The 12632-nt window shown below is 64.9% G+C and carries 17 protein-coding genes; 6 read left to right on the forward strand and 11 right to left on the reverse strand.

Features of this window, described 5'->3' with window-relative positions; all coding sequences use genetic code 11:
- Window positions 1-15: 15 nt before the first annotated feature.
- The 4 genes from AC0L27_RS15865 to ygfZ all read right to left on the reverse strand — a co-directional run bounded on the left by AC0L27_RS15865 (window position 16) and on the right by ygfZ (window position 2788).
- Window positions 16-522, reverse strand: a complete 507-nt coding sequence (locus AC0L27_RS15865) for a tyrosine phosphatase family protein (protein WP_275171628.1) — start codon at window positions 520-522, stop codon at window positions 16-18.
- Window positions 523-672: 150 nt separating this feature from the next.
- On the reverse strand, window positions 673-1287 hold the full coding sequence (locus AC0L27_RS15870) for an HD family hydrolase (RefSeq protein WP_275171630.1): 615 nt from the start codon (window positions 1285-1287) through the stop codon (window positions 673-675).
- Complete coding sequence (locus tag AC0L27_RS15875) at window positions 1284-1910, reverse strand: DNA-3-methyladenine glycosylase I (protein WP_473319644.1); 627 nt, start codon at window positions 1908-1910, stop codon at window positions 1284-1286. Before AC0L27_RS15875 ends, AC0L27_RS15870 begins: the two co-directional genes overlap by 4 nt.
- Complete coding sequence (ygfZ, locus tag AC0L27_RS15880; RefSeq protein WP_354209072.1) at window positions 1907-2788, reverse strand: CAF17-like 4Fe-4S cluster assembly/insertion protein YgfZ; 882 nt, start codon at window positions 2786-2788, stop codon at window positions 1907-1909. Before ygfZ ends, AC0L27_RS15875 begins: the two co-directional genes overlap by 4 nt.
- Before the next feature lie 101 nt (window positions 2789-2889).
- Between ygfZ and AC0L27_RS15885 the strand changes: the two genes are divergently transcribed.
- From AC0L27_RS15885 to AC0L27_RS15905, 5 genes are all read left to right on the forward strand, one after another.
- Complete coding sequence (locus AC0L27_RS15885; RefSeq protein WP_473319645.1) at window positions 2890-4224, forward strand: dihydroorotase; 1335 nt, start codon at window positions 2890-2892, stop codon at window positions 4222-4224.
- Between the two features lie 192 nt (window positions 4225-4416).
- Complete coding sequence (locus AC0L27_RS15890; RefSeq protein WP_354209070.1) at window positions 4417-5286, forward strand: sulfurtransferase; 870 nt, start codon at window positions 4417-4419, stop codon at window positions 5284-5286.
- A gap of 104 nt (window positions 5287-5390) precedes the next feature.
- A complete protein-coding gene (locus AC0L27_RS15895; RefSeq protein WP_354209069.1) occupies window positions 5391-6095 on the forward strand; it encodes an RNA polymerase sigma factor in 705 nt (234 codons plus the stop codon).
- Window positions 6096-6186: 91 nt separating this feature from the next.
- Window positions 6187-6720: a DUF4142 domain-containing protein gene (locus AC0L27_RS15900; protein ID WP_354209068.1), complete on the forward strand. Its 534-nt coding sequence runs from the start codon at window positions 6187-6189 to the stop codon at window positions 6718-6720.
- 10 nt (window positions 6721-6730) lie between these two features.
- Window positions 6731-7048 (forward strand): cupredoxin domain-containing protein, encoded by a 318-nt coding sequence (locus tag AC0L27_RS15905; RefSeq protein ID WP_354209066.1) that lies wholly within the window; start codon window positions 6731-6733, stop codon window positions 7046-7048.
- Between the two features lie 90 nt (window positions 7049-7138).
- Here AC0L27_RS15905 and AC0L27_RS15910 read toward each other — a convergent pair whose 3' ends face one another.
- From AC0L27_RS15910 to AC0L27_RS15925, 4 genes are all read right to left on the reverse strand, one after another.
- Window positions 7139-7405, reverse strand: a complete 267-nt coding sequence (locus AC0L27_RS15910; protein ID WP_007594892.1) for a hypothetical protein — start codon at window positions 7403-7405, stop codon at window positions 7139-7141.
- Between the two features lie 191 nt (window positions 7406-7596).
- Window positions 7597-7974, reverse strand: a complete 378-nt coding sequence (locus tag AC0L27_RS15915; RefSeq protein ID WP_275171646.1) for a TIGR02301 family protein — start codon at window positions 7972-7974, stop codon at window positions 7597-7599.
- A 49-nt stretch (window positions 7975-8023) separates the two neighbouring features.
- A complete protein-coding gene (locus AC0L27_RS15920; protein WP_275171648.1) occupies window positions 8024-8458 on the reverse strand; it encodes an NUDIX hydrolase in 435 nt (144 codons plus the stop codon).
- Window positions 8459-8476: 18 nt separating this feature from the next.
- Window positions 8477-8977, reverse strand: coding sequence for a hypothetical protein (locus AC0L27_RS15925; protein WP_275171650.1), 501 nt, complete (start codon window positions 8975-8977; stop codon window positions 8477-8479).
- A gap of 63 nt (window positions 8978-9040) precedes the next feature.
- On the opposite strand from AC0L27_RS15925, the gene AC0L27_RS15930 reads away from it, so the two are divergent.
- On the forward strand, window positions 9041-9805 hold the full coding sequence (locus tag AC0L27_RS15930; protein WP_275171652.1) for an SOS response-associated peptidase: 765 nt from the start codon (window positions 9041-9043) through the stop codon (window positions 9803-9805).
- Between the two features lie 12 nt (window positions 9806-9817).
- On the opposite strand, the gene AC0L27_RS15935 is transcribed toward AC0L27_RS15930, so the two are convergent.
- The 3 genes from AC0L27_RS15935 to AC0L27_RS15945 all read right to left on the reverse strand — a co-directional run bounded on the left by AC0L27_RS15935 (window position 9818) and on the right by AC0L27_RS15945 (window position 12631).
- On the reverse strand, window positions 9818-11011 hold the full coding sequence (locus tag AC0L27_RS15935) for a CaiB/BaiF CoA transferase family protein (protein ID WP_354209065.1): 1194 nt from the start codon (window positions 11009-11011) through the stop codon (window positions 9818-9820).
- 37 nt (window positions 11012-11048) lie between these two features.
- Window positions 11049-11978, reverse strand: a complete 930-nt coding sequence (locus tag AC0L27_RS15940) for a glycine reductase (protein WP_354256315.1) — start codon at window positions 11976-11978, stop codon at window positions 11049-11051.
- Between the two features lie 71 nt (window positions 11979-12049).
- Complete coding sequence (locus tag AC0L27_RS15945; protein ID WP_027568647.1) at window positions 12050-12631, reverse strand: NUDIX hydrolase; 582 nt, start codon at window positions 12629-12631, stop codon at window positions 12050-12052.
- Window position 12632 lies beyond the last annotated feature (1 nt).

Consider the following 12632-nt stretch of genomic DNA (forward strand, 5'->3'; position numbering starts at 1 on the left):
TGGCGATCGCCGGTGTCATTCGAGCTCGATCACGAAGGGGCGGCCCTCGACCATCATCGCGCCCGGACCCATCTCGTCGAGCGCGCGCAGCATGCGGCCGTTGCGCCCCAGCGCACGGTCGGCAAGGCCGACGATGCGGCGGTTCGGCGAGGCGATCGGGGAAGCCGCCCGGATCTTCTTTGCGATCTCGGTCTCGTCGCGATCCGGATTGAGTGCGCATACGGCGGCGAAGGCGCTCGCGGTGGAGCGGCTGATGCCGGCATAGCAATGCACCACCAGCGGCGCGTCGCGGTCCCAGCTGCGTACGAAGCTCAGCACCTGCTCGATATGCGTTTCCGATGGCGCGACGAAACCGTCCATCTCCTCGGTGATGTCGTCCATCGACACCTTGAGATGGTTGGCCGGCAGCACCGACACCGGCCGCGCGACCTGCTCGACATTGGCCATCACGGTCAGCACATGGCTGGCCTTGGTGAGGCGGACGGTTTCGGGAAGGGCGGCGAGGGAACAGACGTGGATCATGGCGGACCTTTTTCCGCAGATTATAGCGAGCGTTGGCGGGGTGGGCAAAGCGAAGCGTACCCACCACTTTCGTCTCATTTGCGAAAAAAGGGTGGGCACGGCGCAAGGGCGCCCCTACCCGCCCCGCAGGACTTTAACCCACGACAACGATCAGGCAAACACTGCGCCAAACCGCTCCAGAAACTGCTTCTCGGCCCGGGCAGCCGTCCAGGGAGTGAGATAGTCGCGCCGGACGCTGTCGGAGAGGCCGGGATCCTTGCCGAACAGGCGCTTGGCCTCGCTCTCGCTAAAACCGGCGAGCGTCGTCGCCTCCAGATAGGCCGCGCCGCGATCGGCGGCCTTGATCGCCAACGTGATCTCCTCCGGCAGCACCGGCGGCAGGCCAAAGCGGATGTGGATGGCTCCGAGCAGGCGTTTCTCGACCGCCTTGTAATGGCCGTCCAGAACCGCCTTGAACGGCGATATCATATCGCCGATCACATATTCGGGCGCATCGTGCAGCAGCGCGGCGAGCCGCACGCGCAGATCCACGCGCGGGTTCTCGTGCCGCATCACGGTTTCGACCAGCAGCGTGTGCTGCGCGACCGAGAAGATATGCGCGCCGATGGTCTGGCCGTTCCAGCGGGCCACACGCGCCAGCCCATGCGCGACGTCGGCGATCTCGATATCGAGCGGGGAGGGATCGAGCAAATCGAGCCGCCGGCCCGACAGCATGCGCTGCCAGGCACGAGACGCCACATCGCGTGACGACTTCCTGGCCGTCATTTGGACTTGAGGCGCGGCTTGCGCTGCGTCTTGCCGCAGCTCGCGTGACAATGGCAGTCGACGAGATGATCGTTGACCATGCCGGTCGCCTGCATGAAGGCATAGACGATGGTCGGGCCGACGAACTTGAAGCCGCGCGAGGACAGCTCCTTGGAGATCTGCATGGAGAGCGGCGTCGAGGCCGGCACGCTCGCGGTGGTCTTGAAATTGTTGACCTTGGGCCTTCCGTCCATGAAGTCCCACAAGAATTTCGAGAAGCCGGGGCCCTTCTCCATGATGTCGAGATAGGATTTCGCGCTCGCTATCGCGCCGTCGATCTTGGCCTTGTTGCGCACGATGCCGGCATCGTTCATCAGCGAGTGAACTTTCTTCTCGCTGTAGCGTGCGATCTTTTCCGGCTGGAAATCGTCGAAGGCTTTGCGGAAATTATCGCGCTTGCGCAGGATCGTGATCCAGGACAGGCCGGCCTGGAAACCGTCGAGGATCAGCTTCTCATAGAGCGCGCGGTCGTCATATTCCGGCACGCCCCACTCGGTGTCGTGATAGGCGACGTAAAGCGGATCTTCGCCGGGCCAGGGGCAGCGGGTCTTTCCGTCGGGATGCAGGCGGGGAGCACGGCTCATGCGATGGGTTGCTTCGTTGGAATGCGCACGACGTCTGGTTCCGCAAGCCTCACAGCGAGGCCACCGGCAGTCAGCGCCTGTCCTGCATCGAGCGCATCAGCGACGCGGTCGATGCGCACCAGCGCGATACCCTTTCCTTTCGCCGACGAGCCCATCGTGCCGACGGGCTTGTCGCCGGCCATGACGCTGACGCCGGGCTCCGGCGAAGAGTCCTCGAGCAGCACCTTGACGCTGCGGGTGCGCGCGGTGCCGCGATGCTGCATGCGCGAGACGACCTCCTGACCGACATAGCAGCCCTTGTCGAAATCGACGCCGGAAAGGCGGTCCATGTTGGTCTCGTGCGGGAACGCATCGCTGTACGTGAAATCGAGCCCGCCGCGCGGCACGCCGAGCGCAATGCGGTGGGCCTCGTATGCGGTGGCGTCGACCAGCTCGGCGCCGATCAGATCGGACAGCTTCTGTTTGAGATCTTCGGGAATCAGGATGCGGTAGCCGAGGCCCTCATTGCGCGGATCGGCGAAGGCGAGGTCGGGCTGGGCCGCGGGCTTGCCGTCCCAGGCCGCGAGCACGCCGAGATCGTCGGACAGGTTTTCCACCGTGACCTTGGCGCGCAGCTTGTAGAATTTCAGCTTGGTGGCGAGGCCGTCGGCAAGCGGCTTCGGGCAATCGATCAGGAACCCGCCGCCATGGCCGGCAGGCGCTTCCGTGATCAGGAAATCCACGATGATCTTGCCCTGCGGCGTCAGCAGCGCGCCGAATCGACCCAGGCCCGGCTTCAGCTTGTCGACATCGGTCGTGACGAGGCCATTGAGGAAGTTGCGCGCATCCTCGCCCGCGACCTTGATCACGCCCCGGTCCGGAAGAAACGCTGATTTCATACGAAAATCTCTTGCGACATGTTGCTCCGGAACGTAAGCCCGCAAGGCAAAAACGACAAGACCTCAAGCCCTGCGCTTGGGGACGAGAGGGGCCTTCAGCCATGACCCAGCGTTTCGACGTGATCCTCAAGGGCGGCACTGTCGTCAACCAGGACGGCGAGGGAGCCCGCGATATCGGCGTCGTCAACGGCCGCATTGCCGAGATCGGCGCGCTGTCGCAGGCGTCCGCCGCGGAGGTGATCGACTGCAAGGGCCTGCACATCCTGCCCGGCGTGATGGATACGCAGGTGCATTTCCGCGAGCCCGGGCTGGAGCAGAAGGAAGACCTCGAGACCGGCTCGCGCAGCGCCGTGATGGGCGGCGTCACCGCCGTGTTCGAGATGCCGAACACCTCGCCATTGACCGTGACGGAGGCCACCTTCACCGACAAGGTGAAGCGCGCCCATCACCGCATGCATTGCGACTTCGCCTTCTTCATCGGCGGCACCCGCGAGAACGTGCAGGACCTGCCGGTGCTGGAGCGTGCGCCCGCTTGCGCCGGCGTCAAGGTGTTTATCGGCTCCTCGACCGGCGCGCTGCTGGTGGAGGACGACGAAAGCCTGCGTCGCATCTTTCAGGTGATCCGCCGCCGCGCCGCGTTTCACGCCGAAGACGAGTACCGCCTCAATGAGCGCAAGCCGCTGCGCATCGAGGGCGACACGCGCTCGCATCCGGTGTGGCGCGACGAAACCGCGGCGCTGATGGCGACGCAGCGGCTGGTGAAGCTCGCGCACGAGACGGGCAAGCGCATCCATGTGCTGCATATCTCGACCAAGGAAGAGATCGAATTTTTGCGCGACCACAAGGATGTCGCGTCCTGCGAGGCGACGCCGCATCATCTCACGCTGGTCGCGCCCGAATGCTACGAGCGGCTCGGCACGTTGGCGCAGATGAATCCGCCGGTGCGCGGCGCCGATCACCGCGCCGGAATCTGGCGCGGCATCGAGCAGGGCATCATCGACGTGCTCGGGTCGGACCACGCCCCGCATATGCTCGAAGAGAAACAGAAGACCTATCCGGCCTCGCCCTCCGGCATGACCGGCGTGCAGACGCTGGTGCCGCTCATGCTCGACCACGTCAATGCCGGCCGCCTGTCGCTGGCGCGTTTCGTCGATCTCACCAGCGCCGGCCCCGCGCGCCTCTACAACATGGCCTGCAAGGGCCGCATCGCCGCCGGCTACGACGCCGACTTCACCGTCGTCGATCTCAAGCGCAGCGAGACCATCACCAACAAATGGGTCGCGTCCAAGGCCGGCTGGACCCCCTATGACGGGTTGCGCGTCACCGGCTGGCCCGTCGGCACCTTTATCCGCGGTCGCCGTGTGATGTGGCAGGGCGAGCTCGTGACCGCCGCGCAGGGCGAGCCGGTCCGGTTTCTGGAGACGTTGAAGGCGTAACTAATTTGCGGTGAGGCAGCACGCGCGCGCAGCACACTCGATGTCGTCCCGGCGAAGGCCGGGACCCATACCGCGAGGTGTCTCGGTTGCGAGAGTCGCAGTACCGAACGACTAGCCTCCACATAATTTCTTCCCGGGGTTATGGGTCCCGGCCTTCGCCGGGACGACATTGGGAAGACATGGGAGCGCACAATGTCCCAACCGACATCCCTCATCACCACCGAGCAACTCGCAGCCCAGCTCGGCGATCCCAACCTGCGCCTCTACGACTGCACGACCTACAACGAGCCGGTGCCACCAGGCAGCGATGTGCCCTATCGCGCGGTGCCCGGCGACAAGACGTTCGAGGCGGGCCATATTCCGGGGGCCGATTTTCTCGACCTGCAAGGCGAGTTCTCCGACGCCTCTGCGCAGCAATTCTTCATGATGCCTGATGTGGCCCAGCTGGAGGCCGCCTTCGGCCGCCATGGCCTCGATGCATCCAAGTCGGTCGTACTCTACAGCATCGGCACCATGATGTGGTCGACGCGGTTCTGGTGGATGCTGCGCTCGCTCGGCGTCGATGCGCGTGTGCTAGACGGCGGCCTCGACAAATGGAAGGACGAGGGGCGCCCGATCGTAACAGGCGCGCCGAAGGGCTATTCGGCCACGACCTTCAAGGCCACACCGCGCGCGGGCTTCTTCGTCGACAAGAATGCAGTGAAGGCGCGGCTCGGCGATCCCGCGACTGTTATCGTCAACGCGCTCGGCCCACAGTTTCATCGCGGCCTCGAGCCGAGCCGCTACGGGCGGCCCGGCCGTGTTCCCGGCAGCGTCAACGTATCAGCGGCAACGCTTGTCAATGCCGACAAGACCCTGACCTCGCTCGCCGACGCCGAAGCTGAATTCGCCGCGGCAGGCGTCACGCGCGACAAGAATGTAATCTGCTATTGCGGTGGCGGCATCTCGGCGACGATCGATCTGCTGCTGCTGACGCAGCTCGGTTACGACAAGCTGACGCTGTACGATGCTTCGATGGGGGAGTGGGCGAGGGATCCGGCGCTGCCGATCGAGACGGATTAGGATATTCCCTGGTCCCTCCCCCAGGGGAGGGCAGAAACTTGGGAACCTTTCCCTTGGGGCGGCATCCAATGTCCGGAACGAAGCCAAATAAGCAGGTGACCGCCATGCCACGGACCGCAGCCGGCCTGTCCGCCGGCGCCAAAACATCAGAAATCCGGACATTGGAAGCCGAACTGGTCGAGCGGGCGCGGGGCCGTGACGAGGCCGCGCTGCGCGAGATCATGCAGGCCAATAACCGCAGGCTCTATCGTCTGGCACGCGGAATCCTGCGCAGCGACAGCGAAGCCGAGGATGTGGTTCAGGAAACTTATGTCCGTGCCTTCACCCATCTCGACGGCTTCCGCGGCGAGTCCGGACTGTCGACCTGGCTGTCGCGCATCGCCATCAACGAGGCGCTTGGCCGGGCGCGAGGCGCCAGGCCGCATGTCGAGCTCGGCTCGGTGCCCGAAGCGACGCTCGAGGCGCAGATCATCAAATTTCCCGCTTCCTCCGCAGGCGATCCGGAAAGGACCATGGCCCAACGTGAAATCCAGCGCGTCGTCGAGCGCGCCATCGATGAATTGCCGGATGTCTTCCGCATGGTCTTCGTCGCACGCGTCATGGAAGGCATGAACATCGAGGAGACCGCGGAGCTGCTCGGCGTCAAGCCCGAGACCGTGAAGACGCGGCTGCACCGTGCGCGGACCATGCTGCGCGAGAACGTCGAGAAGGAGATCGGTCCCCTAGTGATGGATGCGTTCCCGTTCGCCGGGTGGCGCTGCGAGCGGCTGACCGTGTCAGTGCTGAAGCGGCTCGGCATCGGCGGCTGAAGTTTTTCGGGAACGTTCGCGCGAGAATCCCATCCAACGCCTGTGAAGCAACGCGCCGGCAAAACGTCCGGCACCACAGGAGTGTCAAACCATGTTCGTTCGTTGGACCACGGCGATCGCCGCTGCAATTTTGTTGTCGAGCCCCGCGCTGCTGCAAGGCGCCAGAGCAGCCGACAAGCTGACCGATCCGCAGATCGCCCACATCGCCTATACCGCGGGCGTGATCGACATCAACGCAGCCAAGCAGGCGCAGAAGAAAGCCAAGAACAAGGACGTGAAGGCGTTTGCCGACGACATGCTGCGCGACCACGAGGCCGTCAACAAGCAGGCGCTCGCGCTGGTCAAGAAGCTGAACGTCACGCCTGAAGACAACGACACCAGCAAGGCGCTGTCAAAGCAGGCGAGCGAGAAGCTCGCCGAACTGGACAAGCTGAGCGGTGCAGCCTTCGACAAGGCCTATGTCGCGAACGAGGTCGCCTACCACAAAACCGTCAATGGCGCGCTGGAAACCCAGCTCATTCCGTCCGCCAGCAATGCCGAACTGAAGAGCCTGCTGCAGACCGGCCTGAAAATCTTTCAGGGCCATCAGCAGCACGCCGAGCACGTCGCGGCGGAGCTGAAATAGGGAGGCGATGATGCCGGGACGTTTGTCTGCGATCGCGTCAGCGGTCCTGCTCGTGGCGTCGGTCGTCCCGGCGCACGCTGCGACCATAGAGATCACGATGGAGAACCTCGAAGTGTCGCCGAAAGACGCTTCGGCCAAGGTCGGCGACACCATTGAATGGATCAACAAGGACGTGTTCGCCCACACCGCGACTGCTGGGAGCGGCGATTTCGACGTCAACCTGCCTGCGAAAAAATCAGGGACGTTGGTTCTCAAGAAGGCAGGCACGGTCGATTATTACTGCCGCTATCATCCCAACATGAAAGCGACGCTCAAGATCGAGCCGTAACGGCCGGGGAGCGTATTCCAACGCAGCGGAAACTGGCCCCGCCCGCGTGGCGGGGGCATTTTCGGCAAGGCTTACTGCCTGGAGAAAGACTTACTGTCTGGAAATGTCGACCGAGAATTCGCCGTTGCGAATGCGGCCGGGAAAGCCTTCGACGAACTTCGCCACCGCGTCCTCGCCATAGGTGCCGACGAGCTCGGCAAGGGCCGCGAACAGGCTCGCCTGCGCCAGGCAGTCGCCGTCGACGCCATCATGGCGCGCTTCGGCCCAGGCCTCGTTGAGATAGCTCAGTGCGGCCTGCTTCTGCTCGTGATCGGGCAGCGGCGCGCGTGCGGGGGCGTAGGACACTGGATGGCTCATGAAACTCGATCAGGGCTGGGGCGCGATCCACGGCGATGCGCTGTGCGAGAGGTGTAGCACGCGCGTTAACGCCCGCTAGGCCACATCTTTAGGAACGGTTAACGGCTGTGTACAAAGTCGATGACAGGGTTCCCGCCGCTGTCATTCCGGGCTCGCGACTTCGTCGCGCACCGGAATGACGAATGGAGAGTTCAGTTCGCGTAACGCGCCGTGAGATCGCGAGAGATCTTCGAGCCTTCCTCGATGTAGCGGCGGATCGCCACCGTCGCGGCCGGCGTGCAGCTCCGGTAGGTCTGCTGAAAACCGTTATAGCCGCGGTTGAAGCCGGCGATCATGCGGGTGCGGCGTTCGCCCGCGGGTGTTTCGGCATCGATCAGCGCCTGCATCTCGCTGCGCCATTTGTTGCCCTCGTTGGACCCGCAGATGCCGCGCAGATAGTGCAGCCCACCGAGGATCTCGGCCAGCCGCTGCAAATCGCCGTCAAACGGCGCTGCCCCGTCCTGAGCCCTCGTGGGCACCGAGGCGCAGGCGAGAATCAGGACAAAAATGGCCAGAAATCGCGTCGACATCGGCCGGGTGTATGCCTCCTCAAGGCGGTGGACGCAAGGCGCCGGGCCGTCAGGGGCCGATCAGCCGGTGGGCGGACTGGATGACCTCTTCCAGCCCGCCGGTCAGCTTGAGGTCGCCAAGGCTCGCCAGGGCCTCCGGGGCGATCCAGCGGTAGTCGTCGAGCTCGTCGTTGAGAACCGGCTCCCGGGCCACCCAGCGGGCAGCAAAGGACATGATCAGGTAGTGGCCGGCGCCGGCCGCGGCGGGGAGCACTTCGCGCCAGCCCGCGAGGCCGATGATGTCGATATTGAGCCCGGTCTCCTCCTCGATCTCGCGGCCCAGCGCTTGGTGCAGCGATTCGCCGAATTCGACCCGGCCGCCCGGCAGCGAATAAAACCCCTTTGCCGGCGAGCGCGCGCGACGGGTCAGAAGCACTTTGCCGTCACGAAAAATCGCGGCACTGACCGCGATCTGGGGACGGGTGGGCTGAACGATCGCGGCCATGACGTCACCTGTTCGGGCTCAGTTCGCCATGATGGTGTCGATGTCGGCTTCCGCGCCGCCATTGATGATGCCGCCGCAAGCCGCGATCAGCGGCTTGACCCAGTGGGCGGCCTGCTCGGCGAGGCGAACGCGGGTCGTGTCCTTCTCGACCTCGCGCATGGCCGAGCCGACCGCCGTCAGGATCGAGGTCATGGTGTCGGCGAGGTGGTCGAACTGGGCGCGCACATTCGGGTCGGCCTTTTCATAGGCTTCGATCGCCAGATCCCGCGCCTTGAAATTCGAGGCGGTGAAATGCTCGGCATAGGACAGTGGCGACCAGGTCAGAAAATCTTCCGCGCATTCCGGCATGTCCGGGACCATTTCCAGCAGCATCACGGCTTCATTGAAATGGTTGAGATAGTCGGTGGCAAGCCCGGTCCGCGGGTTGATGTTGGCCACGCGCAGCCGCTCGGCCCAGGCCGCTGCCTCGGGCGCCGTCTGTCCATGCATTCGCGCCGGCTGGGAGACCGTTGAGCTCATCTGCCGCAGTGTTAACGTTCGGGGTTAAAAGGACCTGAACGGACCCTATATAGGCCCTCAAGGATGTGTGGACGCTTCGTCATAACTTCGGCCCCCGCGGCTTTGCGGCAACTGTTCGGCTACATCGAGCAGCCGAACTTCCCGCCCCGGTTCAACGTGGCCCCGACACAACCGATTCCGGTCGTGCTGGTCGAGAACGGCGCGCGCCATTTTCGCCTGATGCGCTGGGGCCTGCTGCCGGGCTGGGTGAAGGATCCCAAGGGATTTACGCTCCTGATCAATGCGCGTTCCGAGACTGTGCTGGAGAAGCCCGCCTTCAAACGCGCGATTCGCCGGCGCCGCGGCCTGATTCCCGCCGACGGCTATTACGAATGGAAGACGGAGGATGGCCGCAAGCAGCCCTTCTACATCCATCGCGCCGACGGCGCGCCGCTCGGCTTCGCCGCATTGTTCGAGACCTGGGCCGGGCCGAACGGCGAGGAGCTCGACACGGTCGCGATCGTCACGGCGGCCGCGGGCGAGGATCTCGCCACGCTGCATGACCGCGTGCCCGTCACCATCAGCCCGCGCGATTTCGAGCGCTGGCTCGACAGCCGCAGCGACGACGTCGATGCCGTGTTACCGCTGATGACAGCGCCGCGCATCGGCGAATTCGCCTGGCACCCGGTCTCCACCCGCGTCAACCGCGTCGCCAATGACGACGACCAGTTGCTCCTTCCGATCAGCGCGGAGGAGATCGAGGCGGAGGTAGAGGCCGCGAAACCGAAGCGGGCGGTGCGGAAAGCGGCGGCCGGGTCGGCCGATGACGGGCAGGGGTCGTTGTTCTAGGCGGCTTCGGCCTCACACAATCTCCCTCGCCCTCAGCTCCGCGATCTCCGCCGCGTCAAATCCCAGCTCGCCCAGCACCGCATCCGTATCCGCCCCCAGCTCCGGCGCCATCCGGTCCAGCCTGCCGCCGCCATGCGCGAGCTTGAATCCGCTGCCGGCGAAACGGAGCCGCCCGTAGGGCGTATCGAGCTCCTGGATCGCGCCGCGCGCCTTGATCTGCGGATGGTCGATCACTTCCTCGACCTTCCAGATGCTGGCGCAGGGCGCGCCGGCATCTTCCAGAATGGTTTCCCATTCGCGCGCCGGCCTTGCCGCGAGCGCCTCTTCGATGACGGCGCGCAGCGCCGGCTCGTTCTCGTTGCGCGCGAACCAGTCGGCAAAGCGCGGATCGCTGAGCGTGTCCTCGCGGCCGAGCGCAGACATCAGCGCGCGATATTGCTTCTCGTTGTTGACGGCAAGCAGGATGTGACCGTCGCCGCATCTAAACAAATTCGCCGTGGTCCTGCGGCTGACGGCCTGATTGCCCGACAGCTGCTGGCGATGGCCGGCGACCGACCAGTCCGCGATCTGCCCCGACAGAAACGCCATCGTTGCCTCCAACATGGAGACGTCAATGAGCTGGCCCTTGCCGGTGCGGTCGCGCTGGTACAGCGCGCTCGACACGCCGAACGCAGCGGTCGCGCCCGACAGCACGTCGCACACCGCAAAGCCCGCACGCGTCGGGCCCGTTTCGGGATGACCCGTGATCGCCATGATGCCGGACAGCGCCTGCATCTTGCCGTCATAGCCGGGGCGCAGCCGATCCGGCCCGGTCTGGCCGAAGCCTGATACCGCGCAATAGATCAGCTTCGGATTGATCGCGGACAGCGCCTCATAGCCGATGCCGAGCTTGTCCATCACGCCGGGGCGAAAATTCTCCATGACCACGTCGACCTGGCTCGCGAGCTTCTTCACGATCGCGATCGCATCGGGCTTTTGCAGATCGAGCGTCAGGCTGCGCTTGTTGCCGTTGATGGCCTGGAATGCCGGCGCGAGCCCGCGCTCGGCCCATTCGCGTGACAGCGGCGTGCGGCGCATGTCCTCGCCCTCGCGCCGCTCGACCTTGATGACGTCGGCGCCCAGGAGCGCGAGCTGGTAGCTCGCATAGGGGCCGGCCAGCACTTGCGTGAAGTCCAGGATCTTCACGCCCTCGAACGGTCGCGTCACGTCGCTCTCCCTTTTTGTTTTTGGTTGTCGGAGGACGTCAGGCGGCGCGATTGCCGCGCGCGATCTCCTTCTGCTTGTCGAATTCGGCACGGCGGCGCGCCAGCTCTTCAGGCGAGAGCTGCGCGACGTTGTTGTAGTCGAGCTTCCAGGAAGCGTCCTCGCTCCAGCGCAGCGGCGACTGCATCGTGGTCTGCGGCCCGCTTGCGGTCTCCAGCAGCGTGAGCGCCAGCTCGAGCGTCTGCGCCTGCGAGGCGACGTCGTGCGGCCTGCCGGCGGAATTGCCGAGCGGGAAATCCGAGAACAGGAAGCGCGGCGCGGCGGCGTGCTCGATGATGTCCTTGGCGCAGCCCATGATCACGGTCGGAATGCCGTTGGCTTCGAGATGCCGTGCCACCAGCGCCGTAGTCTGGTGACAGACCGGGCAGTTCGGCACCAGCACGGCGACGTCGACCTTGTCGGCAACGGCCCGCGCCAGGATTTCCGGCGCGTCGGTGTCGAGGGTGACGCGATGGCTGCGGTTGGTCGGCGCGCCGAAGAACCGCGGGGCCACCTCGCCGATGCGCCCGGCGGCGCTCGCCTTCAGAAGCTGCGGCAGCGGAAACCAGGTGCCGTGGTCGGTGGCCGTGGTGTGCTTGCGGTCGTAGCCGATATGCGAGATGCGAAGGTCGTGCTGCTTCGCCGTGTCGCCGTCATAGACCTGGTAGAATTTCGCGCCGCCATTATACGCCGCGCCCGGTCCCTGGTCGCCCTTGTCCGGATCGTACGGCGCGGCCGTCGTGATGATGGTGACGCGTGATTGCGCCAGCGGCTTCTTCAGCGGCTGGAACGGCGCCTCGGTGTAATGAGCCCAGCGATACGCCGTGGTGTAGCCAATCGCGGCGTAATAGTCCCGCGTGCGCTGCATATAGGGAACGGGGGCGTCATAGTCGGGCGCAAAGCCGAATTCGTCGTCGCGCGAAGCGGTCATGGGGCGCGTCTCCTGGTTCTTGTTGGCGACAGACTAGAGATAGTCGGGGGTGAGCTCAAGAGTAAGCGAGCTCACCGAAACACATGCAGCGCCACATGCTGCAGCAGCATGATGGCCTTGGCGTCGATGATGCGGCCGTCCGCGATCATCGCCAGCGCCTCGTCGATGCCGAGCTCCAGCACCTCGATGTCCTCGCCTTCGTGTTCGAGACCGCCGCCGTCGCTGACCCGCATCTCCGGCTCGTACTCGGCGACAAAGAAATGCAGCTTCTCGGTGATGGCGCCGGGACTCATGAACGCCTCGAACACCTTGTGGACGTGGTGCAGGCGATAACCCGTCTCCTCCTCGGCCTCGGCGCGGATGCGCATTTCGGGCGAGGCGTCGTCCAGCACGCCGGCGGCGGCTTCGATCAGGAGATCGTCGTAGCCGCGAATGAACGCCGGCAGGCGGAATTGCTTCACCAGGATCACGGTACGGCGTGCCAGATTATATGGCAGCACGGCGGCTGCGTTGTCGCGCTCATAGGTCTCGCGGTGCTGCGTCTGCCATTCGCCATTGGCGCGCCGGTACTCAAACGTGGTGTTCTTCAGCGTGGTCCAGCCGTCCGAGAGCACGCGGACGTCCTTGATGCGGACGCGGTCGGAAATGGTCATG

This window comes from Bradyrhizobium sp. Ken51 (assembly GCF_055807435.1).